Genomic DNA, 22,689 nt, shown 5'->3' with positions numbered 1-22,689 from the left:
AATTCAAGCCGGCGGAACCGTTTCCGCAAAGCTGGCGCGCTGCATCAGCTTGTCCTGCAGCTTGTTGAGGTTGGGGTACATCTCGCGCCAGTTGATCTGGGTGAAGCGCAAGTCAAGGTAGCCCAGCGCGCAGCCGACGGCGATGTCGGAGAGGCTGAAGTGGATGCCGCTGCAAAACGCCTTGTCGCCCAGGCCGGTGCTCATAGCCTTGAGGGTGGCGTCGATCTTGCCCATCTGGCGGTCTATCCAGGCGTCGCTGCGCTGCTTGGCGCTGCGGCCGCCCCAGGTGGCTTCCAGGCGCGCCAGGATGGCGGCGTCGACCAGGCCGTCGGCCAGGGCTTCCCAGGTTTTGACTTCGGCGCGCTCGCGGCCTTGCGTGGGAATGAGCTTGCCGACGGGCGACAGGGTGTCCAGGTATTCCACGATCACGCGGGAATCGAACACGGCTTCGCCGCCTTCCATGACCAGGCAGGGCACCTTGCCCAGCGGGTTGGACGCGGTGATGGTGGTGTTCGCCGCCCAGACATCTTCCAGGATGAACTGGAAATCGAGCTTTTTCTCGGCCATGACGATGCGCACTTTGCGCACATAGGGGCTGGTGGCGGATCCGATGAGTTTCATGGTTTGGTGGCAATCGTGGTCCGGGGGAAGTGCATTCTATCGATTAAGCCCGGCCCCCTGACTGACGCAGGCCGAAAGCGTCTCAAAACGATACAGCGGCCGGCGCCGGGCGGCACCCTGCGTTTGGAGGAGGCCGGGAAGGGGCCAGGGGGAGTGCCCGGCCTACAATTGGAGGATGAGCTCTTCCAACCCGTTTTCCACGATCAACGCCCTCTCGCCGCTGGACGGCCGCTACGCCGCCAAACTCAGCCATTTGCGCCCCCTGATGTCCGAGCAGGGCTATATGCACCGCAGGGTGCAGGTGGAGGTGGCCTGGTTTATCGCGCTGTCCGACGCCAAATTCGCGGAATTCAAGCCGCTGAGCCCGGGCGCGCGCACGTATCTGCTGGGCCTGGTCAAGAATTTTTCTGAAACCGATGCCGCGGCCATCAAGGAAATCGAAAAAACCACCAATCACGACGTCAAAGCCGTGGAGTACTGGATCAAGTCCAAATTTGAAGCCCGGCCGGAGCTCAAGGCCGCCAGCGAGTTCGTGCACTTTGCCTGCACCAGCGAAGACATCAACAACACCAGCCACGCACTGCAACTCAAAAGCGGCCGCGACCTGGTGGTGCTGCCGGCACTGGACAAGGTGATCAACCAGCTGCGCGAAATGGCCCATGTGTATGCCGACGAGCCGATGCTCAGCCGCACGCACGGCCAGACGGCCAGCCCGACCACGGTCGGCAAGGAGCTGGCCAACGTGGTGGTGCGCCTGGCGGCCGCGCGCGAGAAGATCGCCGCCGTCAAGCTGATGGGCAAGATGAACGGCGCCGTGGGCAACTTCAACGCCCACCTCTCGGCCTGGCCCGACTTTGACTGGGAGGCCTTCAGCCGCAACGTGATCGAAACGCCCGAGCCGCTGGGCCTGGGCCTGACCTTCCAGCCCTACAGCATCCAGATCGAGCCGCACGACTACATGGCCGAGCTGTTTGACGCGGTCGCCCGCGCCAACACCATCCTGATCGACCTGGCGCGCGACATCTGGGGCTACGTCAGCGTGGGCTACTTCAAGCAGCGCCTGAAAGAAGGCGAGATCGGCTCGTCCACCATGCCGCACAAGGTCAACCCGATCGACTTTGAAAACGCCGAAGGCAACCTGGGCCTGGCCAACGCGCTGTTGCGCCACCTGAGCGAAAAGCTGCCGATTTCCCGCTGGCAGCGCGACCTGACCGACTCGACCGTGCTGCGCAACATGGGCGTGGCGCTGGGGTACGCCGTGCTGGCTTACAACTCGATGGGCGTGGGGCTGAACAAGCTCGAACTCAACCGTGAAGCGCTGCAAGGCGACCTGGATTCGTCGTGGGAAGTGCTGGCCGAGCCGATACAAACCGTGATGCGCCGCTACGGCGTGCAGGGCGCATACGAAAAACTCAAGGAAGTCACGCGCGGCAAAACCGTGAAGGCCGAAGACCTGCACGCGCTGATCCGCTCGCTGGAGATTCCTGAAGCCGAGAAAGAACGCCTGCTGAAAATGACGCCGGCTAGCTACACGGGCATGGCGGCTGAATTGGCTAAACGCGTTTAAACACTTCCGCCAGACGCTGTCGGCATGGCAGCGCCGCACTGCCAGCACTGCTCGAATCCACCCTCGACCACTTCACCGCAGGCGCAGAGCCAGCGGCGCTGCGGCATGTTCTGCAAGCTGTGCAGCAGCTCGCGGGCACGCGGCTCGTCCTCGTTGTGGGTGAGCCAGACTTCGGGCTGGCACTGGTCGGGCGGGAGCTCTCCGGCCACGCTGCCCAGAAAGTAGCGCTGCACGCTCGCAGCGAACCCGGCTTGCTGCAGGGCGTCGGCCCACAGTGCGGCGATGGCGATATTGGGTGCGCGGGTCAGCCTGATCATGCGCCAGTGTAGCCCGTTGCGGCGTGATTTTCGCTATTAATTTGATAGCTGCATCCCAATACGGGTATTGGGCTGGAGGCCAAAAAGGCTTAAAAATTCAGCTTGGCTCGTCCGGCGCCGGCGGGTTCCTGTTTTCCAGCGCGCGGTCGGCATAGCGGCCAAAACGCCAGGCCGTGGCTTCTTGCGTGATGCGCCGCCAGGTGGCGCGTTTTGCCGCCGGGCTCATTTCGGGCCAGTGCTGCACTTCGTCAAAACTGCGGCCGCAGCCCTTGCACAGGGCGTCGCCCTGGCTGGTCGAGCAGATGGCGATGCAGGGCGTGTCGGCCGTGGTGTCGTACCAGGCACGCCAGGCGGCCAGCGCCTTGGGCGGGAAGGACTTTTCGTCGGCCTCATCCTCATGGTAAAAAATCATGAGGGCATACACCTCGGCCAGCGCGCGCAACTCGGGCGCCAGCGTAATGCCGTCGGGTGAGGGCTTTTTCTCGCGCCAGTAATTGATGGCGGCTTCGATGTCGGTGATGTGGATGCCGGGCATGGGGGAAATAAGTTACCGAGAGGGGCAGCGGCGCGAAGCTGCAGGGCCGGGCTGTTCATTATCGGGCAGACGGCAAAAATGCTCCCTGGGCGCGGATTTCGGGGGTTTGGGAAAGGGTTAACGCGCTTTGGCCGTCAGCCCCCACAGCACCTCACCAAGCGGAAACGCAGTGTAGGGCCGTGCGCCGTGAATAGCGCCGTGGATAGCGCCGTTAATGGCAAACACTTATAAAAAAGCGCTACGCCGATTTGCAAAAATTCCGTTTTTCATGTCAAATATACAGACGAAGGGGAGTAACTCCCTCGTTTTGCTGCAATTTACTAAAACAGACACAACAGCAAAATCGCTAACAACAAGTCGTCATTCCGAAGTTGATACTTCCGGCTTGTTGGTCATGCAGCGACACTGCATGTCGAGCCAGACCTTCGATTGAAACCTGAACAGGTTTGATCGAGGCGTTCGCGGCGTAAATTTTCCGACCGAACCACTCACAGACCTCTCAGGTTTCACGAAGCCGGGAATCCGCACGTACGGATTTCCACGTCGAAACTTGACTGGAGTGTGAACTTGGAATTATTTACAGCCCCGTGGTGGTCCGCCCTGTTGGCGATCATCCTCATTGACCTGGTGCTCGCCGGCGACAACGCCATCGTGATTGCACTGGCCGCGCGCAATTTGCCGCCCCATCTGCAGAAAAAAGCCATTGCCTGGGGCACGATAGGCGCCATTGTGGTTCGCTCCGCCATGACGGTCGGTGTGGTCTGGCTGCTCAAGATCCCAGGCCTGATGCTGGTCGGCGGCCTGGGGCTGCTGTGGATCGCCTACAAACTGCTGGCGGACCAGGGCGACAAGGACCACGACGGACCCGTCGCCAGCACCTTCTGGGGCGCGATGAAAACCATCGTTGTCGCCGACGCCCTGATGGGCGTCGACAACGTACTGGGCGTGGCCGGCGCCGCACACGGCTCCTTCGACCTGGTCGTCATCGGCCTGCTGGTGAGCATCCCCATCGTGGTGTTCGGAAGCACCATGGTCCTCAAGCTGGTCGAGCGCTTCCCCATCATCATCAACCTGGGCGCCGCCGTCCTGGCCTTTACCGCCGCCAAGATGATCGTGAGCGAGCGACTCCTCGACCCGATCTACGGCGGCCCGAACACCCTGGCATCAGCCGAAACCCTGCACATTGCAGCCCAGTGGGCCACCTACGCCGTCTCTGTGGCGGGCGTGCTCGGCGCGGGCTGGTGGGCCACCAGGCGCAACCGGGCCAATAACAACGCAGACCTTGTTACCCACTAAACCGAGCACCCCGGGAGGGCCCAGGCCCTTCCTTTTTTGCAACCAGCAATCTTCTAAAACGACGACAACTCAAGGAGAAATTTATGGAAAACATCATTGTGTACGTTGACGATGCAGCCTATGCCCTGCAGATGCTGCAACCCATGCTGCCCGCAGGCGGCGAGCGCAACCCTACCCGCTGGATCGTGGTGGGCTGTGCACCGCGCGTGACGCATCGCGTCAGCAAATGGGTGACGCACAGTGCCCGGGAAAGCTGGCGCGGGAAATGGGCCGATAAGGTGTTTTCACAACTGATGCCGCTCATCAACAGGGAAGGTGATACGGTGCTGACGCAACTGGCACAGACCACCCTGATCGCCCAGACCGAAGGCCTGATCAAGCAGTACGGCGCCGCACGGGTGCTGGACGCCCGCCGGCCAAAATTTGGCCAGGACATGCAGCCCGTCACGGCCACGCAGGCACAGGAAAACAAGGGCGTTCTCGGCTACGCCACCGCCCTGGCCAGCGCCGGGCTTCTCGTCGCGACGGATTAAACCAGACGGCGCGCTTTTATCGCGTCTTGAGTGCAGCCTCCGCAAGGAGGCTGTTTCATTTGGGCCGCTGCCGCCCATGGAAATTGCAGCCCCGGTGGTATTCTTTAGCCATGAAAATCATCCTCAAATGGCTTCTCAGTGCGGCTGCATTGCTGGCGGTGGCGTACCTTTATTCAGGCGTGGTGGTGACCAGCTTCACCGGCGCGCTGATTGCCGCCGCCGTGCTGGGCGCACTGAACATGGTGGTTCGCCCCATCCTGGTGTTGCTGACCTTGCCGGTGACGCTGGTGACGCTGGGGCTCTTCCTGTTCGTGGTCAACGCCCTGATGTTCTGGGCCGCGGCCAGCCTGGTCAGTGGCTTGAACGTGACGGGGTTTGGCGCTGCGCTGATCGGCTCGCTGATCTACTCGGTGCTGCAATTAGCGATCGAGTTTGTCCTGGAGCGCCTGTTCCTTAACAAGTGATTCCATCTGGCGGGCTCGTGTGTCGATGATCGAGCCCTCGACGTAATCCGCGCTACCTGGGTTGCTGCGCATCAAGCCCTGCGCCGCCTTGAAGCGGTCCAGCGCCGCCGGATAGTCCAGTTGGGCCGCACGGCTTTCGGCATCGGCGCGAACAGCGCGAACATTCTGGTTTTGCCTGCCATAGGCTGAAGCAAGCAGCTGCCAGGCCATGGCATCCTTGGGGTGGGCGGCCACCCAGGTTTGCAGCCTGTCCGATACGGCCGGGGCCCGGCCAGCCGCCATCAAGGCCTGCGCCTGCATCAATACTTCCGCACGCGATGTGGCCCTGGCAATGTCTGCCACAGCCGCAGTGGGAGGAACCACACCGGCCAGCAGGTCGATTTCAATGGCCAGCAGGTCAACCGCCTCGGCAGCCCGCGGAACATCTGCCGCAACAAGGGGTTTGAGCCTGCCGAGCAGGTTTTTCGCCGTCGCAAAATCGCGCAATTGGGCGGCCGCGAAGGCGCCACCGTACAGCGCCCCCGCATCGCGCACATTCTCAGGTGTGGAAGGGGACTGCAGCGGCGCCAGCGAAGCAGGCCGGCGTTGGGCCTCTGCCACCATGGAGCGCAGCGCATCAACCCCCGGAGCGGCAAGAATGCGCGCGCGCGATGCCATCATGGCGTGCAACAGCCGGGCCTTCCCGGACTCGAGGTCTTTCTCCCGGGACGGTTTCGCAGCGTCCAGCGATGCCAGTTGCATGCGCGCCTGGGCCTCGGCAATCCGCTCTGTCGTCAGCGGATGAGACCGCAGATAAGGGAAGGAGCCGTTGTCGTTCAACCGGGCGGCTTGCTGGAGCTTGTCAAACATCCCCGACATGCCGCGACTTTCAAAACCAGCGTCCGTCATGACGCCAAAACCCACGCGATCAGCCTCCCGCTCCATGTCTCTGGAGAAGTTAAGCTGGTTCTGCGCAGCAACAGCCTGCCCCCCCACCATGGCGGCGCTGGCAACGTCCCCGCTTTTTCCCGCCGCAAGGGCGCCAAGAACCATGGCGGCAATCATCCAGGGGGTTTGACGCGACTGCTGTGTCAGCATGCGTGAAATATGGCGCTGTGTGACATGGCTAAGCTCGTGGCCGAGCACAGCCGCCATTTCATCCGCCGAGCTCACCGCGGCAATCAGCCCGAGATGCAAACCGAAATAACCGCCGGGCAAAGCGAAGGCATTTATGCTCCGGTCGCGGATCAGGGAGATCTGCCAGGCAAACCGTTCGTCAAGCTCGGCATGCAGTTCACCGCGTGCGCGAGCAGCGGCCACCAGCGGCAGCCAGATACCCTGAACGTAGTCGCCAAGCACCGGATCATCGATATAGTCCGGGTCCCGATAAATACTGGCAGCAATTCGGTCACCTATGCGGCGCTCGGCGGGAGCGGACAGCTCTGAAGTCTCACCCAGCGACGGCAGTGAGCCAGTGGTCCCACCGGAAACACCGGCTGGCGCCTGGGCCAGGGAAAGATTGGCGGAGGCGGTCAACACCAGACACCCCACGGCAAGCCGTCTCATGCTCCGACCCAACACCGTGGGCTTGCGCTTAGAACGAATCGATGGGTACAAAAGCGATTACCTCTGCGGTATTGTTGTCCAGCAGGACAGTCCAGAATGTTTGCCGGCCCACCATGGGAACGTATCCCACGGAAGTGGCCCCCCGCCCGGCGGACCTCAGCGCCGCGTCAATTTCCGCCGCGCGCCCAGGAAACCGGCTCTTCAATTGCTCCAATGGCCGCGCAGCTTTCAGAATTTTGGACTTGCCCTTTTCATAGGCTTGCCAAAGCCCGGGCCGTGCGCTGAGGGAGACACCCTGCATCGCCGCCATGGTTGCTTCAAAGCTCTCTTTTTCGTTTGTGAACTCACGCATCGAAAGCAGCGTCGGCCCGGTAAGGGGCAAGCGATCAAGTCCGGCAGGCGCCTGCTTCAGTTCTTCCTGAGGCACATCGATGGCATGAACGACCCTGAACCTGTCCACTTCAAAGACGAGATGCACGGGCCTGGCTATTGCCACGGTCCACATTCCGTAACCCAGTGCAGCCAACTGCAGCACGGCAATCACGGCAAGATCACGGCGCAATTCCTTGACCGGTTTCTTGATGTTGAAAACCGTCAATGTCAAAAGAGGCCCCAGAATCACATCGACCGTCACCACGATCAGGAACAATTCCCGACCGCCGGAAATTTCCCGATAAGGATAGGGGTACCACACGCCAAAAACCAGCCCAGCGGCCAGGCCGGCAACAAGAGCGCTCAGGCCCAGATGAATGCCGGCAGCCAGCAAACGCCGCGTCCAGAAGCTCCGATTTGCAAACATGGTCTTATGATGACGGATCGTTGTAAAGGTTTCGTAACAGCATGGCATCCCCCACCGCACTCACGCACTTCGATAGCCAGGGCCAGGCCCACATGGTCGATGTGGCAGGCAAAACGGCAACACACCGCATCGCCATTGCGCAGGGCCGTATCGTAATGAATTCAGCGACGCTGTCCATCATTCTCGAGGGTAGCGCCAAAAAGGGCGATGTACTGGGCATCGCACGCATTGCCGGCATCATGGCAGCCAAGAAAACCAGCGACCTGATTCCCCTGTGCCACCCGCTCGCGCTGACTCGGGTCGCAGTGGATTTCTCACCCGAGGAAAACGACTCCAGCATCACATGCCGTGCCACGGTGGAAACCGTGGGCCCAACCGGTGTGGAGATGGAAGCACTCACTGCGGTACAGGTAGCCTTGCTGACCATCTACGACATGTGCAAAGCAGTGGACCGGGGCATGACCATCACCGACGTGCGCGTACTCGAGAAACATGGTGGCAAATCGGGAAGCTTCGTCAACTCCTGAACTGCCTCAATTCATGCGCGGAAGGAGCCCGGGCACCCGGACATTTGCTTGAGCCCAGCGCGCATGGTCTGCCGGAAAAGCCGCGCGGTATCGCACCAGGTGCGCCAACGCTTCATCGTCGCGGCCCAATAGCACTGCGCTTTCTATGACCTTTTCAATGACGCGTGGCTCAGGCGAATAGCGCAGTAAAGCCGTCGCAGTGTCGAATGTCCATTGCGCGTTGTTGCGAGTCAGCGGGGTGAGACTCAACTCGGCAAAACGCACCTGATTGCGAAACGGCCGGGAGTCGCGAATCTTGATCAATGTGTCGCTACGGTAGGCCTCATCACGGGCCTCGGGCGCCAGATAGATTTGGCTGATGCGATGATAGTCCCAAGCAACATGAGCGACACTTGCTATTAAAACAATAGCGATCAGTGAGCGCATTACTTGGGCCCACGGCTTATTTGGTTGACATTCTGGCGACTCCTCCGCTTCCCGCCATAGGAACACCACGCACAAGCCAACTGCCATCTGAAAAGGCCCGTACCACAAGGGATACTCAAGCAGGCTGTGCAACAAAACCACCGCCAGCACACCCCAGGCCAGTTGACGCGCAGGTTTGGTTTCGCGCCAGGGCCGCTGTCGCAATACCCACCACGCAAAAGCGCCACAGATTACCAGCGCCGCCGGGATGCCCAACTCCACCGCTAAATGCAACGGCAGGTTGTGCGCGTTGTCCAGAATGTCGCAAAAGCGCGGTCCGTCATAAAGCGTGATGTAGTGTGCGTAGTCCAGTTCGCCCCAGCCCCAACCCAGCCACGGCTTTTGGGCGATCAGGTGCAGCACATTGGACCAAAGCGTGAAGCGGCTGCTGCAAATCTGATCCCCGTCACGCACGCGGGCCACCATGCCTTGCGAAAGAAGATCAAAACCGGCCACCCAGGGCAACACCAGAATTGCCAATCCATAGCCAACTATCGTTGTCAGGAGCACGCGACGAACAGTCGTGTGACGCCAGCCGCCCCAAATCCCGAATAGTGCGCACAACAAAAGGAGCTGCAATAGTCCAGTCCGCGACGAGGAAGCGGCGTTCCCTGTTGCCAATAAAACTGCGGAGGCAAACATCAACCAACGCAGGCGCGAGGCAAAACGGCCAGTCGCCACAAGATAAAGCAAGGCCACCAAGGAAATGCTGGTTAGCGTCGCAAACTGATTGCGCTGGCGCAAGTTGGCAAACGCTTCGCCCGTTCCGGTCTGGCTTATCCATGGCGAGAAATTCGCCGCCACACCGAAGTACTGGCACAAGCCGATCGCACTACTGAGCAGCCCCGCCGCCAGCCATGCCCATGCAGCGGCGGACATCCAGCGCACGGCACCGCGGCGCCACATCCCTAGCAATGCGGCAGCGCAAGCCCAGGAAAACAGCAAGGGCAGGGCCGCGGGCGTTGGCCCCGAGGCAAACGGGTTGAGCCAGGGTAATGCGATCAACAGGAAGACGGGAATAAGCAGCATCCTCAGCGTAAGCCGGACAGAGAGCTTTGCCAGTTCCAGGCATCCCGGCACATCTGATCAAGGTCACAGCTTGCCCGCCAACCGAGTAATTGGTGTGCGAGCGCCGGATCCGCCCAATACTGCGCAATGTCACCGGTGCGGCGAGCCGCGAAGCGGCGCGGCACATTGACCTGGTTTACCCGCTCGAAATTCTCTACCAACTCGCACACGCTCGTTCCGTGGCCGTTGCCGAGATTGACCGTGAAACTGCGACCCGCACGTGTCAGACGCTCAAGCGCGGCAAGGTGGCCGGCCACCAAGTCCTGGACATGGATGTAATCGCGGATGCAGGTGCCGTCGCGGGTTGGATAGTCGTTGCCAAATATTTGCAATTGCTCGCGCAAACCAGCCGCGACCTGGGTAACGAAAGGCATCAAATTGTTGGGCGGCCCCAGCGGCAGTTCCCCGAGCAGGCCGCTAGGATGGGCTGCAACGGGGTTGAAGTAGCGAAGCACCGCGACATCCAGCTCGCCGATTTGCGAAAGACTCTCGAGAATCTTTTCACCCTGCAGTTTGGTGAGTCCATAAACCGTCTGGGGACCCAGCACGGACATTTCATGCAGTGGCTGGGTGGATTGTTCGGCGTAGACTGTGGCCGACGAACTGAAAATGAAACGCCGGGTCCCGTTTTGGCGCAACGCCCCGAGTAGACTGATGAGCCCATTCACATTGAAGTCAAAGTAACGCAGGGGGTCGACCATTGACTCCGTGACGGACTTCAGGCCGGCAAAATGAAAACATGCGTCGACTGGATGGGCGGCAAGCAAGCGGGTGAGGGCCGGCGCGTCACGCACGTCAACCTCAAAATGCTCGAAAGTACGTTCGGTGATTCGTGCCACCCGTTCGTACACCGCGGGGAGGCTGTTGACATGGTTATCCAGCGCAATGACTTGGTGGCCCCTTTCGAGTAAAGCCACCAACATATGGCTTCCGATGTAGCCGGCGGCACCCGTCACCAAAATAGTCATTGCGCACCCGCTCCATATCGATCGTCTTGATCCTCAACGCGCACAACATCACCTTCACCCAAGTGGCTCGCGGACTTAAATTCGAAGATTTCCAAGTCTGTTATTCCTGGATTCCGCAGGCCAAGCGTCTCTCCAATAAGGCCGGTTTTCTTATGACTCACTACGAACATGAAATCGGCCCCAGAATTTTAGGTTCTACGCTTTCCGGGTCCGTCTTCCAGCAGTCCCACGCCTCATTGACGACAGCCGTGAAGCTTTGCCTGAAAGCGTTTTCACTGAATTTCTCAGCCCACGCACGACAAACTTGCACACTGATCCGGCCCGACACGCGTTCGAAATCCTCCACAGCATCGACCAATGCGGTGGCTGTCTGCTCATGAAAGAGCAGACCCGTCGGCGCTGCGGATTGACGCACGTCGCAAACCGTCTCGGCCGCTCCGCCCACCCCATACGCAATGACGGGTGTCCCGCAGGCTTGGGCCTCAACCGGTGAAATGCCAAAGTCTTCATGCGCCGCAAAAATAAACGCCTTTGCCGACCCTAGATACTGCTCCACTACATCATCCGGCTGCCATCCCAGCAGCGTGACATTGGCAGGACAACGCTGTTTGAGCGCCGACGCCTCAGGACCATCCCCAATTACCACCAGGTGCCTGCTCGGCATTGCCACAAAGGCATCCACGATCAAATCCACCCGCTTGTACGACACAAGACGAGACACGGTGACATAGAAGTCGTCCTTCTTTTCCTGAACTTTAAAACTGTCAATTCTGACCGGTGGATACAGCACACGGGAAGGACGCCGGTAAGTGCGCCAAATACGTTGCTGGACGTGGCGCGAATTGGCAAGAAAGAGATCCACATTGTTGGCGGTCTGCCGATCCCACAGCCTCAAACGGTGAAACATATAGCGTGCCAGCAGGCCTTTGAGACCCCGGTCGAGTTTGTAGTCGGCAAGATACTGGTGGTGCAAGTCCCAGGCATAGCGCATAGGTGAGTGCACGTAGCTGATATGGAGCTGCTGCGCCGTCGTTAGCACCCCTTTGGCAAAGGCGTGGGAGCTGGAAATAACCAAATCGGCGTCACGCAGGTCCAGCGACTCGACCGCCAGAGGCGTCAGCGGAAGATAGTTCCAGAAGCGTTTTTCAATGAAAGGAGCCCGCTGCAGGAAAGTGGTCTGGATGTCCGCCACGTTCAGACGCGCGCGGTTCTCGGCCGAAAGAAAGTTGATGGTCGCCGACAGACTTGAACCAGGCAGGCAATCCAGCATAAGACGGGTCACGTCCTCCGAACCACCCCATTCGGTGAGCCACTCATGCGACAGATGGGTTTTAGGTGTCGGATTTTTCATGCGCTATTGTCTCGAAGCCACTGCTGCGGCCTAAACATGAGTTGGAGTACCAATTTAGCACGTGCCCACTCGCCGTGAACCGCCCGGTCCAAGACTACAAGCCACAAACTCAACCATACTAGCGGAATGTAGGAGGGCCAGAATTTTCTGGTGATGCGCAGCCTGTTAACCACGCCGTATCGCTCGGACAGCATGGACTTGCGTCTCACTCCCCCATGCGAACCCGTGCTGGCGCCTTCCTTGTGCTGGACCAGACTCTTCAGTGCTACAGCCGGCCGGAAACCATGGCCACGCCCACGCTCTGCCCAGTCCATTTCTTCGTAGTAGAGGAAATAGGCATCATCCATCAGCCCAACCACCGCCAGGTAACTACGCGTCACGAACAAGGAAGCTCCGACCGGGTAGTCCACGTCAAAGCATATATCCTGATGTCGATCCGCACCGACCGGAAGTGCTTTTACGTGAGATCCCACCGCCAGACTGCGACGATACACACCCCCAACGGCTTGTATCGATTCCGGATGATCCCAATCCAGTAGCACGGAACCGCATAAGCCAATGTCTGGCGCGTAATGAGCAGCCGCAACGAGCTGGGCAAGCGCTTGCGGATCAACTTTGACATCGTTATTGAGTAGCCAAAAATCTTGCGCCGCCAATACTTCACTGCCCCAGGTGATACAGCGATTGATCGCCCCCGCGTAGCCCATGTTCTTCGGCAATCGCAGCAGGTAAATACTCTTCAGCATTGCGCTAAACGGACCGTCAAAACGGATCGCCTGCACCTTTGCGCCGAAATTACCGGATTGGCGTGTGGCACCGGCCTCACCCGTTAACCAGCTGGACAAACACTCGAAGGAATCGTCGCTTGACCCGTTGTCACACACCACCAATTGAAAAGGGGGGCCGCATAACTCGAACATGCTCTGCAGGCAGACTACGGTATCCCGCCAGCCGTTCCAGTTGATGACTGCGGCCAGGATTACCGTGTTGGCGCCTTTCCCATGATCGCGCGCCGTCATGGTTAGTCGCCTTTGTGCATTGCGCAACCATTGCCGAAGCTCCGCTCAAAAGCAAACACAACCATCCTGCCGCTATGCAGGCTCTGCATTTCTTGGGCATACCACAAAGGCTGAAATGAAGTGCGCCACGCCAAGACACTCTGCAATTGGTTGCGGGTCATGCCGTAGCTTGAATCTGGTGCCGCGATGGCTGATCCGATGGAAAAGGGCTAGTCCAGCGTGGCAATGTACCCCTCCCAATAAACTCATCATTCATTGCGTGCACTTCAGACTTTAACTTTTGAGCCACTATAACAATATGAAATGGCTTGAAAAGCTCTACTGAAAGTATTTGCAATCCCATGTGATTGACCACCTCTATTGCCAGTCCGGTGTCGAAAACATGTTGATGAAGGCAGCGGTTTTCCATATTCTTGATGGAACGCTTTTTAAAACTATCCATGTCACCCGCATCGGGATCTCTAGAGAGATCATGAAGTTCGAAGATCTCCTTCATGTGCGTGGTATCTCCCTCCCCAGTCTGCTGCTCAAAATCCTGTATCAGGTGTTCAAGCGATGTCACCGGCCTGCGGTGATCGAAAGTACCATCCTTATGCGGAAGAACCAGGATAAAAGTGCCGTCTTCTTTGAGAATGCGAACCCACTCAGACAACGCTCGCAAAGGATTTGCCACGTGCTCAAGAACATGCGAAGAAATTACAAAGTCATAGCGAGCTGACTCAATTCGCTCAAGGTTGCTCGCCTCAACGATGTACTGTTTTCCCGGACTCTTCTTCTTATTGAAGTGAAAAGTATTTCCTTCGGAAATTTCGCCCTCCCATATCGTCTGATGACTGAAGGTGCAGTTATCAATGCAGGCCGCGATGGTATATGCAGGAATAAGCCCTTGGCTACCAAATATGTGGCTTGGGCCTCCAATCTCTAACCCAAACCTGCCTTGGAGGGACGTCTTGCAGTTCGGGTAATAGGCAAGCCGCTGAGGGAAAAATCTATGGAATACGGCATTGAGCAAACCGCGCACACCATCCATTCTTACCTTTTCGTAAATCTCGTTAATCAACACAGGCCTCTCCTTGATGCCACGAATACATTGTCTGGATGCCACATCAAGAGCGCGTCAGACGATCGGTTATCGAAAGATGCCAAGCCCTAAGCGCATCCACCATCATCGAGTTATACCCATCGCTGGCACGCCTCTGCCTCATGCTGCAGCCCCCAAACGCCCAAACCGCCGTAATCCGAAATGCCACGCACCTTTAAGCATCGCGCGAAGCTTATTGAGGCGATCTTGCTCAAGAATCAATACCACTGCACTGGCCGTTATCAAATGCCACATACCTCTGACACACCATAAAGGCTCAAACCTCGCGTACCGCACATAAACCTCAAGTTGATTGCGGGTGATGTAGTACCGTCTGAGTGCCGAATGGTTGGAACAAATCACTCGCATGCCGAACAGGCGATGCTGTGTCGTACTACCCAGGGAATGGAGAAGAATTTGTCGTTTCGCTCCGACGATCAGGAAACCCCGCTGACGACAGCGCATGTAGAAGTCGTGGTCCACATAGTCAATGAACAGACTATTGTCGAATGATCCAACAGCGCGAAGAACCGCGGCGGAGATCAAACTTCCCGATGTAATGGCTGTACGCAACAGCACCCAATCGTCCATGCCAGGCATCACATCGCGCGGATCATCATAGTTGCCGCCCGTTGCTCGATCACGATGAAACGCAACCAAAACACCAACCTCTTTTTGCATCGGATGCGTTTGATATATAGCCAGTAACCCATCGATCATGCCGGGCGTAACCTGACTGTCCTGATCAAAAGTCGCCAACCAGGAGAACCCCTCTTCCAAAGCAATGGCCGCGCCTTGATTGAGGGCATACGCGATTCCCAAATTCGAGTCGTTCTTTATCAAAACGCCACCCGCTTGCGATGTCGCCTTCTCAACGTCGGAAACATTCTCAGAACAATTGTCAACAACAATGATGCTATCGACCTGCCCGCGAAGCGCTTGCAGATTTTCTATCAAGGTAGCGTCGGGGTTGTATGTGACCACAACCGCCAGAACCTTCTTTTCATTTCCGATTTCACGCACTTTTGGATCTCATTTTGAACATGGTAGATAAAGCCTTGAGGAATAAACTCCTGCTCTGGTTTTTATGGTGCACGCACAACCGTAAACATGAGCGCACGTGTCGAGTACTACTTTCCAATCAGTCGCTTCTTTATCAAATAAAGTCGATTTCCTAATATTTCGTCTACCAGCATTCCTATAAGCCTTAGGCGCATCCATACAGTCAACTGCGAACCGGCGGCCGACGCAATTTTCAATGTGAAGTTCTGGCTTATTTTTTTCTGGGCGCGATTTTCATAGTATTGAGCGAGGCAAGAATAAGTTCGCATGGTCATCCGCAGTTTGTTGCTTTCACTTTGATGCGAAAAAACCCCCCCCTCGTGTGCCCGGTAGACCGCTGGCTTAATGTGCCCCAGGTATTTACCTTCGCCATGTTGGCCTAGCAGCGACCATAAACAAAGATCAAGCATCGGCGCATGGTTGAATTCAGAGGGAATCTCTACCAGCACATTTCGAAAACAAGCGGTAAGGGTAGATAGCGGCCTGGCATTTATTAGTTCATATTCTGTGGCGTCGCATCGATACTGTTGCGGCAACTGCAAATCCATTGATGCAACTAACCCATCCAGTCGATACGCATCATGGTACGTGATGACATATTTTGAGTTTCCCTCAAGAAATTCCACTTGAGTTTGAAGCTTCGTCTTATCTTCCCAATAATCGTCACCCTCGCAGAGAGCAACATAGCGGCCTCTGCAAGCACTTAATGTGCGTCGGAAGTTCTCCGTTACGCCCACATTAGTCGGGGAGGTAATCAATCTGACAATTGCTGGAAATTTACTCTGGTAGTCCTCAATCACCGCCAGCGTATTGTCAATGCTGCAATCTTCGCCTATAACAATTTCAATTGGAAAGCTGGTCTCCTGCATCAGAAATGAATCCAATGCTTTTGAAATGTATCTCCCATGGTTGTATGTGAGACAAAGGACACTCAGGAGCGGCAATTCGCCATCTCGCAGATGGTCTATCGAAGCAGTGCCTACTGAAGAATCTCGCATATTGTTGGCATTTAATTGCGGTCTTTTAGATTCACATTGAGGTTCATGCGTCTGACGTCTTCTGAAAGACAAAGAAGGGCTCGACTGGATTCACGCCAGATCGAACGTCGTCCACTTCGGAGAGAAGTTGAGAATGCACCTTCTTAAGCGAACGAAGACCACAAGCTTCAAACCGTTGGAAAATATCTTTTCCATAGAGGCGGCGATGATCTTCCTGTCCATAGGCATGCAGGCAAGCTTGACTGGTTTGGATGCCAGGATCTTCGAAGGTCTGCGCAAGAACGCTGGAGTATGGTGTCTGCAAAATCGCATGCCCATTCGGGCGTAATATGCGGTGAATTTCTGCTAGCGCCCGTCTATCGTCTTGCACATGCTCCAGAACATGGTTAGCCAGTACGAAGTCGAAGTGATTTTCTGGATAGTGCACCGCTTGTAAATCAATCTGCTGAATTTCCGGCTGAGTCGGGTATAGATCTCCCTGAATGTATTCAAGCGGCTCGGCGGCACGAATGAATTTCTGTAAATGAAATTCAGGTGCAAAGTGGAGAATTTTCTTTTGCCGCATCTGCGACAGAAGACCGGACGCTTCAAGGTACATCAACAAATGGCGTTCGCGATCATGGCAACCGCATGCGGGACATGCAAAATTTTCCACATCACTCCCCACTACAGCCAGTTCGCGGATGAGGGGCGGCACATCGGCCAGCCCATTGCGATATGGGAGGAAGCGCCGCACCCGTCTTTCGCAGATGCTACAGCGAAAGTTGGCGCCATACGGGATACGCGCCAACATGCGCGAACCCGCCCATCGAAGTCCATCGAATGCGAGAAGAAGCCTCATGCCCATCTTATGCATCAACGTTGCCACTCCAGCAATGCCTTAACTCGGTAGTGAGCCAGTTTGGAGCGACACCAAGAGGATCCCATCGCACCGATCACCCCCCCTCCCAAAAGAATCATCAGAAGCTGCACTCCCACCAGGAAGCGCTGCTCTGGCCATGGTAGCCATCGACTTGCCAGCGCCGTTGTGAGCGCTAGCATGGCGATGGGCACTACATCGTGAAATAGCCAACGGAGATGCAAGCCTGGTGCGTACCGGGCATGCACCACCGGAATCCACAAAACAAAATAAATCAGGTTGACACTCAACCACGTCCATCCAGCGCCCACTGCTCCATATTCGTTAGTGGTCCATATTAAGCACGGCAGAAGCATGAGCACGAAGAGACCGGTACCTAACAAATGAAGACGCAACTCTCCTTTGGCAAATTGCAGGTAGTACGGCAAGGCGCTGAGGGCCATGGCCCCATTACCGATGGTGTACAAACACATTGTCGTCGCCGCTTGAGCTGCGAGATTGACATCGCCTGTCCAGACCCACAGGACGCGCTCTGCCTGAAAAGCAAGAACCCCGCATACAGGCCACGCCAAAAGCCCGATCCACTGCGTCGCCCTCCGGTACATCGACAGTAATGCCGGCCCATCACCTTGCGCATTCAAGGCCGTTAATCGCGGCAAAAGTGCAGTCGCGATTGGGCCTGTCAACAAGAGCACTCCGCTTGCCGCCAGAGCCGTCAGGCTAAACCAACCGTAGTCGACCAATGAAAGCAGCCCCGACAGTAACAGCTTATCGGTTTGCGAGGCGGATATCCATACTACGCTGGCAATTGCCATTGTTAGCGAAAAACTCATGATGCTCCGTAACGGTCTCCAGCTCCACCGTACAGCAGCGGGGGGCACCGCCGGTAACAAAGCATATGCCTTGCGTGTCAACGCCAGCAACTCCACTGCGGCCACACACAACTGGAAGAAAAAGAACTCAAGGGCGCTACTACCTACAAAAATGAAGAAAGGTATCACCCCGACAAACCGGGCCGTGGTCATGGCTGCGTTGAAGCTGCCGAGCCAAGCCAGGCGCTCAAATCCGGTAATCACGCCTCTATAAAGCTCACCAAACCACCGCAGCGCCATGATCAGCGCCATAAGTTTGACTGCGTTGGCTACTTCGTCTCTTGGAAGGTATTCGGCCTTGAGCCACCGCCCGGCAATGAGCTCTGCACCAACAATCAGGCACGCGGCTCCAAGCAAAGCTATACAAAGAAAAACACCCTCCAGCGAACGCAATAGCCGGCGCAGATTCACAGCCTCGCCAACCCCTCCTCGAAATCGAGCGGCCTCCCTAGCCATGGTGGGCGTCAAACCCATATCCAGCAACAAAAACCATCCTTGCACCATCGCAAAGAATCCAACCAAGCCATAGACCTCGACACCCATGTACTTCACGTAAAAGGGCAGCATGGCAATGCCAATCAGCGTCACATAAAGCTGGCTGGCGTAGCTGGCAAAAATATTTCGCTTGAGGGACATCTGGCTAAGTTTGCTTCGCCTTGCTAGCCATGAACCGCAACTCCAGCTCCAGCAGATCTCGCCGACGTTCGCTGATGCGTCGTGCAGGGTTGCCAGCGTAGATTCCGAATGCCTTGCAGTTCTTGGAAACAAGGCTGAGCGCCCCCACCGCTACACCACTCTCCAACGTAACGCCCGGCAGAATGACACAGCCACTACCCACAATAACGTGTTTACTCAAAAATACATCGGCATGCGTCACTCCGGTGTATTCATTGGGTACAGTGGGGTTGGTCATCGTAGCGCCGGAGTAGTCATCACTACTAGAGTAAATGGAAACGCGCGAGGAAAGCCCACTGAAATCGGAAAGCGTTATCTTCCCAGCACCGATCAGGGTTGAACCTACCGCGATGTGAACATGCCTGCCGAGTTCGATACCTCCAACTCCCGCAGCCAAGACACAGAAATCGTCAATGCGAACGTTGTCACCCAAGACAATTCGAGCCACTCCATAAAAAGACGCGCGATCCGAAATCTGGATATCCTTCCCGACGGACGCAAAACCCATAAGTTCAACTGCGCCACGGCTCAGCATAGCCATCAGACGCTCCTAAGAATATTCACCACACGTTGCTGCTCATCCGACCGAAGAGCCGGATAGATCGGCAAGCACAGCACCTTGGCCGCGATATCTGCCGCCACGGGCAAATTGCCCTGCTGTGCTGACGGCATCCCCCGATACATTGGAAAGTCCGAAATCAACGGATAGAAATAGCGACGTGCATAGATGCCATGATCTCTAAGCCTCTGATACAGCGCATCTCGACTTAATGGGTAGTCTTCCTGAACAAGAACCGGAAAGTAGGCATAGTTGCTCACTCTCTCTGTCGCGTGGTTGACACATTGAATGCCCTTAAGGCCGGAAAATTGGTGGCGGTAAACAGCGTCGATCTCCCGACGACGAATCAAAGCCTGCTCGAGATGCCGAAGTTGCAGCAACCCAAAAGCCGCGTTAACTTCGCTCATCTTTCCGTTGATTCCTGGAGCAACGACAGTCACCTCGTCCACAAAACCAAAGTTTTTCAAATGATCAATGCGCTGCTTGGTCTTGGCGTCGGGACAAACAATAGCTCCGCCCTCGAAGGTATTAAACACTTTGGTTGCATGAAAACTGAGCACAGACAAGTCGCCGTGCCGAAGAACGCTGCCGCCCGCATCCTGCACGCCAAAAGCATGAGCGGCATCGTAGATTACCTTGAGGTTATATCTATCGGCGATTTTCTCTATCGCCTCTACGTCGCATGAATGGCCATACACATGCACCGGCATAATTGCCGTCGTCTGTGGAGTAATTGCCGCCTCTATTCGCTCAGGGTCCAAATTCAAAGTGCGCGGGTCAATGTCCACAAACACGGGTTTGACGCCGTTCCACAGCAGCGAATGCGCGGTGGCAACAAATGAGTATGGCGTAGTAATTACTTCACCGGCAATGCGCAGGGCTTGTAACGCAGTCACCAACGCAATAGTGCCATTTGTAAATAGCGCCAGATGCTTAACACCCAAGTATTCGCACAGGGCTTCTTCCAGCTGACGGTGAAATGGGCCTGCGTTGGTCAGTATCTTCTTGTCCCAGATTTCTTGCAAATAGGGGATGAATTCCTCCAGCGGAGGCAGGTGGGGTTGGGTAACGTAGAGTGGTTTTTCCATAGCAGACAGTACTAGTTTGATAGCAGCTTGTGCTTATTCTTCGAGGATGCTAGCCCTACTTCACTCACGACTCACTCAAAGAGGCTCGTAGTATTTTCTTCTGAGGAAATTGATTCATTAACAACTCTGCCGTGACTTGCAGGCACTGCGCCGCGCTGGCTCTCCAAGTGAATGCAGGCATAGGGGCCACCAGCGCCCGACGGTCTGCTTTCGCGCATGCCATCACTAACGCCTCAATGCCCTCCGCCGAGTACTTCGGATACAGTGAAACACCCTCATCAGCAAGCTCCCTAAAGACCGGCAGGTCGCTCGCAATGACCAGGCATCCGCGAGTACGAGCTTCAACCAGAGGAAGCCCAAACCCCTCGGCCAATGACGGGAACAAAAGCGCCCAAGCATGGTGGTACATATGCTCCAACTCCCCATCAGTAGCGTCAAATACCGTTAGCAGTTTACGCCCTTGCTCTGAGTGAAGTTTCAGTTTTTCGATGAGTGCGCGACCTTCCGCAGTAGGACGCCCCGCAATCAGAAGGCGAAATTCTTGACCGTTTTCCCAAAGTCGCTCAAAAACCTGAAGTACCCACGCATAATTTTTTCGAGGTTCGAAAGAACCCACGGCGACGAAGCTGGCACCCGGTTTTTGCAAAAAGCTGGCAAGTGCCGGACGAACTGTTTCCGCATTGGCTGGATTCGTCGGGTCACAACCCAAGCGAAAGTGACCCACGGGAGGCAGCGATATCCCGGAAGAAGCGGCATAGCTCTTCAGATCACGCTCAGTGGCTTCCGAGTTGCAGACCACAGCATCAGAGCAAAGCAGCATGCGCGTCAGCCATTCCTTAAATACCATCGAGATCAATGACGCACCATACTCAGGATGACGTAATGGAATCAGGTCATGAACCATCAGCACCACTCGGGCGCCTTGTTCGCGTGCTCGTTGCGCCGCATGCCAGGCTTCGTAATGCCATGACGCATCGCCCATGAACAGCACATCACCCTCTTCGAAAATAACAGGCGGTGCCTGCCTGCTCAATGCCTTGAAAATCCATCGACTGTAGAGCCGCCAAACACCATACAACAACGAGAGTGGCAGACTGGCCAAAGCTAGCTGGCGTCCACGGCCACCCGTTATCCCTCGAAGCATGCTAGCAGCCGGGCTTGCAGCCACGTTGCTCGAGTTAACCTCCGATGCAGCGACGGCAGACAACGGAATCTCCCTAAAACCTCTCCCGTGAATGGCCACCGCCAGGCAAGGCAATTCCGTCTGTGACGTTGTCTCCTCAAATTCCTTTAGCAGACTCCGTACAACCCGTGTCACGCCAATGCTGCCCCGCTGTGTTCGGGTATAGCTGACGTCGACGAGCAGCCTGCTGAATGGAACTTTCAAATTTCTCTCTCCCACGGCAGGCCCGAACGACCTCGAATTTTGTCGCAGGCTACCGTTGCCTTACCACTCATCACATCGTCCACAGTACCGATAAGCTGCGGGCTGAACGTACGCAAATACTTGTAAAGCACCGCACCGTCGTCCAGTACGTAGACTTTCATGTCTGACTCGGAGTACTGCCTTAGTTCGCCCCCATTGATGACTTTCGTCCTTGCCTCTCCAGGTCGGAAAAATCGAGGGCATATGGATTCGAGTTTGTCAAATACGGCATCGAATCTGCTCTTTTCTATTTCGGGTCGAGCGGCCGGCACAGCAACCGGATAGCGCAACGAGCACGCCCAGAACCCGGCATTGTCGAATCTCTTATCGTTTTTTTTCCGTGCTTCAACTAGCGGCATTGACACAATGCTGCCTGACCGTATCAGGCGGCATGGAGCCGCATCCGATATCGCCAGACGGTGATCAGCCAGCAGAAGGTTGAGCGATCGTATGGCGTTGACGTCGGGCAAACCCTCTGACGTGGAGTATTCTGGTATCGAAGGAACTAGCAGCGTCAAATGCCCGCGAGCAGAAAGTATCGCGTGTGTTCGGCGACCTTCAAGTGTGCGGTCCCGGTCGGTGGGCGCCGAGGCGATGTTCAGCCAACTCGACGGCTCTGGGAAAAGCGGAGCCATCAATGAATAGGTGATGCTGGACAGGGTTATATACGTGCCCGGGACGGTTGCCATATCTTGGGGCAACTCTATTTGGAAATAGGGAGCCTCACGCCATGGAATCATCCCCCAAGATTTCAGCGGGTCGCTTTCGTATACCGCAAAGGATTGCACCGCAAACAAGCACGCAGCCAATGTAAGGCGAAAACCGCGTGTCATGGGCAGCAGATAAACCAAACCGAGGCATAAAGGCCCCACGACCAAGATAAATGCGACGAAATACCGTCCATTCCCGCTGGTCATCAACCATGGAGCAAAGGCTATCGCCACACCCGCGAACAGGACGGTTGCAGGCTTGATGCTGGACATACTGCGTCTTC

At 56.5% G+C, this 22,689-nt stretch carries 23 protein-coding genes; 5 read left to right on the top strand and 18 right to left on the bottom strand.

The features are described 5' to 3' along the window. Window positions 1-3 precede the first annotated feature (3 nt). Window positions 4-621, bottom strand: coding sequence for a glutathione S-transferase N-terminal domain-containing protein (locus tag DT070_RS07790; RefSeq protein WP_122954879.1), 618 nt, complete (start codon window positions 619-621; stop codon window positions 4-6). Between the two features lie 175 nt (window positions 622-796). Between DT070_RS07790 and purB the strand changes: the two genes are divergently transcribed. Continuing rightward, entirely contained in the window at window positions 797-2,188 is a 1,392-nt protein-coding gene (gene purB, locus DT070_RS07785; RefSeq protein WP_122954878.1) for an adenylosuccinate lyase, read from the top strand. On the opposite strand, the gene DT070_RS07780 is transcribed toward purB, so the two are convergent. Together DT070_RS07780 and DT070_RS07775 are read right to left on the bottom strand one after the other, a co-directional pair. After that, window positions 2,185-2,505: a putative signal transducing protein gene (locus tag DT070_RS07780; RefSeq protein ID WP_122954876.1), complete on the bottom strand. Its 321-nt coding sequence runs from the start codon at window positions 2,503-2,505 to the stop codon at window positions 2,185-2,187. The genes purB and DT070_RS07780 overlap by 4 nt on opposite strands. Window positions 2,506-2,602: 97 nt before the next feature. Then, window positions 2,603-3,040 carry a DUF3717 domain-containing protein gene (locus DT070_RS07775; RefSeq protein WP_122954875.1) on the bottom strand — a complete coding sequence of 146 codons (438 nt, stop codon included), beginning with the start codon at window positions 3,038-3,040 and terminating at the stop codon, window positions 2,603-2,605. Window positions 3,041-3,607: 567 nt separating this feature from the next. Between DT070_RS07775 and DT070_RS07770 the strand changes: the two genes are divergently transcribed. The 3 genes from DT070_RS07770 to DT070_RS07760 all read left to right on the top strand — a co-directional run bounded on the left by DT070_RS07770 (window position 3,608) and on the right by DT070_RS07760 (window position 5,333). Further along, entirely contained in the window at window positions 3,608-4,336 is a 729-nt protein-coding gene (locus DT070_RS07770; protein ID WP_122954874.1) for a TerC family protein, read from the top strand. Between the two features lie 83 nt (window positions 4,337-4,419). After that, window positions 4,420-4,869: a hypothetical protein gene (locus tag DT070_RS07765; protein ID WP_122954873.1), complete on the top strand. Its 450-nt coding sequence runs from the start codon at window positions 4,420-4,422 to the stop codon at window positions 4,867-4,869. 110 nt (window positions 4,870-4,979) lie between these two features. Continuing rightward, the gene (locus DT070_RS07760) at window positions 4,980-5,333 is read left to right on the top strand and encodes a phage holin family protein (RefSeq protein ID WP_122954872.1); all 354 of its coding nucleotides are present in this window, start codon (window positions 4,980-4,982) and stop codon (window positions 5,331-5,333) included. On the opposite strand, the gene DT070_RS07755 is transcribed toward DT070_RS07760, so the two are convergent. Continuing rightward, complete coding sequence (locus DT070_RS07755; protein WP_122954871.1) at window positions 5,289-6,878, bottom strand: M48 family metalloprotease; 1,590 nt, start codon at window positions 6,876-6,878, stop codon at window positions 5,289-5,291. The two genes, DT070_RS07760 and DT070_RS07755, sit on opposite strands and share 45 nt — an antisense overlap. 28 nt (window positions 6,879-6,906) lie before the next feature. Beyond that, entirely contained in the window at window positions 6,907-7,677 is a 771-nt protein-coding gene (gene tfpZ, locus DT070_RS07750; protein ID WP_122954870.1) for a TfpX/TfpZ family type IV pilin accessory protein, read from the bottom strand. A gap of 41 nt (window positions 7,678-7,718) precedes the next feature. Here tfpZ and moaC point away from each other — a divergent pair, with 41 nt between their 5' ends. Then, window positions 7,719-8,204, top strand: coding sequence for a cyclic pyranopterin monophosphate synthase MoaC (gene moaC, locus DT070_RS07745; protein ID WP_122954869.1), 486 nt, complete (start codon window positions 7,719-7,721; stop codon window positions 8,202-8,204). 6 nt (window positions 8,205-8,210) lie between these two features. Here the strand turns inward: moaC and DT070_RS07740 are convergent, their stop codons facing one another. The 13 genes from DT070_RS07740 to DT070_RS07675 form a co-directional block, all read right to left on the bottom strand. After that, window positions 8,211-9,698 (bottom strand): Wzy polymerase domain-containing protein, encoded by a 1,488-nt coding sequence (locus DT070_RS07740; protein ID WP_122954867.1) that lies wholly within the window; start codon window positions 9,696-9,698, stop codon window positions 8,211-8,213. 2 nt (window positions 9,699-9,700) lie between these two features. Further along, the gene (gene galE / locus DT070_RS07735) at window positions 9,701-10,705 is read right to left on the bottom strand and encodes a UDP-glucose 4-epimerase GalE (RefSeq protein WP_122954866.1); all 1,005 of its coding nucleotides are present in this window, start codon (window positions 10,703-10,705) and stop codon (window positions 9,701-9,703) included. A 160-nt stretch (window positions 10,706-10,865) separates the two neighbouring features. Continuing rightward, window positions 10,866-12,056 carry a glycosyltransferase gene (locus tag DT070_RS07725; protein ID WP_122954864.1) on the bottom strand — a complete coding sequence of 397 codons (1,191 nt, stop codon included), beginning with the start codon at window positions 12,054-12,056 and terminating at the stop codon, window positions 10,866-10,868. Then, window positions 12,053-13,075, bottom strand: coding sequence for a glycosyltransferase family 2 protein (locus DT070_RS07720; RefSeq protein ID WP_122954863.1), 1,023 nt, complete (start codon window positions 13,073-13,075; stop codon window positions 12,053-12,055). Before DT070_RS07720 ends, DT070_RS07725 begins: the two co-directional genes overlap by 4 nt. Before the next feature lie 157 nt (window positions 13,076-13,232). Then, entirely contained in the window at window positions 13,233-14,135 is a 903-nt protein-coding gene (locus DT070_RS07715; protein WP_164483731.1) for a class I SAM-dependent methyltransferase, read from the bottom strand. A gap of 141 nt (window positions 14,136-14,276) precedes the next feature. Next, window positions 14,277-15,179: a glycosyltransferase family 2 protein gene (locus DT070_RS07710; RefSeq protein WP_122954861.1), complete on the bottom strand. Its 903-nt coding sequence runs from the start codon at window positions 15,177-15,179 to the stop codon at window positions 14,277-14,279. Between the two features lie 107 nt (window positions 15,180-15,286). After that, window positions 15,287-16,216 (bottom strand): glycosyltransferase, encoded by a 930-nt coding sequence (locus DT070_RS07705; protein WP_122954860.1) that lies wholly within the window; start codon window positions 16,214-16,216, stop codon window positions 15,287-15,289. 43 nt (window positions 16,217-16,259) lie between these two features. Next, window positions 16,260-17,057 carry a bifunctional 2-polyprenyl-6-hydroxyphenol methylase/3-demethylubiquinol 3-O-methyltransferase UbiG gene (locus DT070_RS07700; RefSeq protein WP_164483730.1) on the bottom strand — a complete coding sequence of 266 codons (798 nt, stop codon included), beginning with the start codon at window positions 17,055-17,057 and terminating at the stop codon, window positions 16,260-16,262. A gap of 14 nt (window positions 17,058-17,071) precedes the next feature. Beyond that, complete coding sequence (locus DT070_RS07695) at window positions 17,072-18,583, bottom strand: lipopolysaccharide biosynthesis protein (RefSeq protein WP_122954858.1); 1,512 nt, start codon at window positions 18,581-18,583, stop codon at window positions 17,072-17,074. 4 nt (window positions 18,584-18,587) lie between these two features. After that, a complete protein-coding gene (locus DT070_RS07690; RefSeq protein ID WP_122954857.1) occupies window positions 18,588-19,163 on the bottom strand; it encodes an acyltransferase in 576 nt (191 codons plus the stop codon). Beyond that, window positions 19,163-20,269, bottom strand: coding sequence for a DegT/DnrJ/EryC1/StrS aminotransferase family protein (locus tag DT070_RS07685; protein WP_122954856.1), 1,107 nt, complete (start codon window positions 20,267-20,269; stop codon window positions 19,163-19,165). Before DT070_RS07685 ends, DT070_RS07690 begins: the two co-directional genes overlap by 1 nt. A gap of 64 nt (window positions 20,270-20,333) precedes the next feature. Further along, window positions 20,334-21,656, bottom strand: a complete 1,323-nt coding sequence (locus tag DT070_RS07680; protein WP_153976252.1) for a glycosyltransferase family 1 protein — start codon at window positions 21,654-21,656, stop codon at window positions 20,334-20,336. Beyond that, window positions 21,653-22,678, bottom strand: a complete 1,026-nt coding sequence (locus DT070_RS07675; RefSeq protein ID WP_153976253.1) for a hypothetical protein — start codon at window positions 22,676-22,678, stop codon at window positions 21,653-21,655. The genes DT070_RS07680 and DT070_RS07675 overlap by 4 nt, the downstream gene beginning before the upstream one ends. Window positions 22,679-22,689: the final 11 nt, after the last annotated feature.

The sequence above is a fragment of the Polaromonas sp. SP1 genome, assembly GCF_003711205.1.
Taxonomy (GTDB): domain Bacteria; phylum Pseudomonadota; class Gammaproteobacteria; order Burkholderiales; family Burkholderiaceae_C; genus Polaromonas.
Note: the sequence above shows the minus strand (reverse complement) of the source record. Positions and strands in the feature narration are given on the sequence as shown.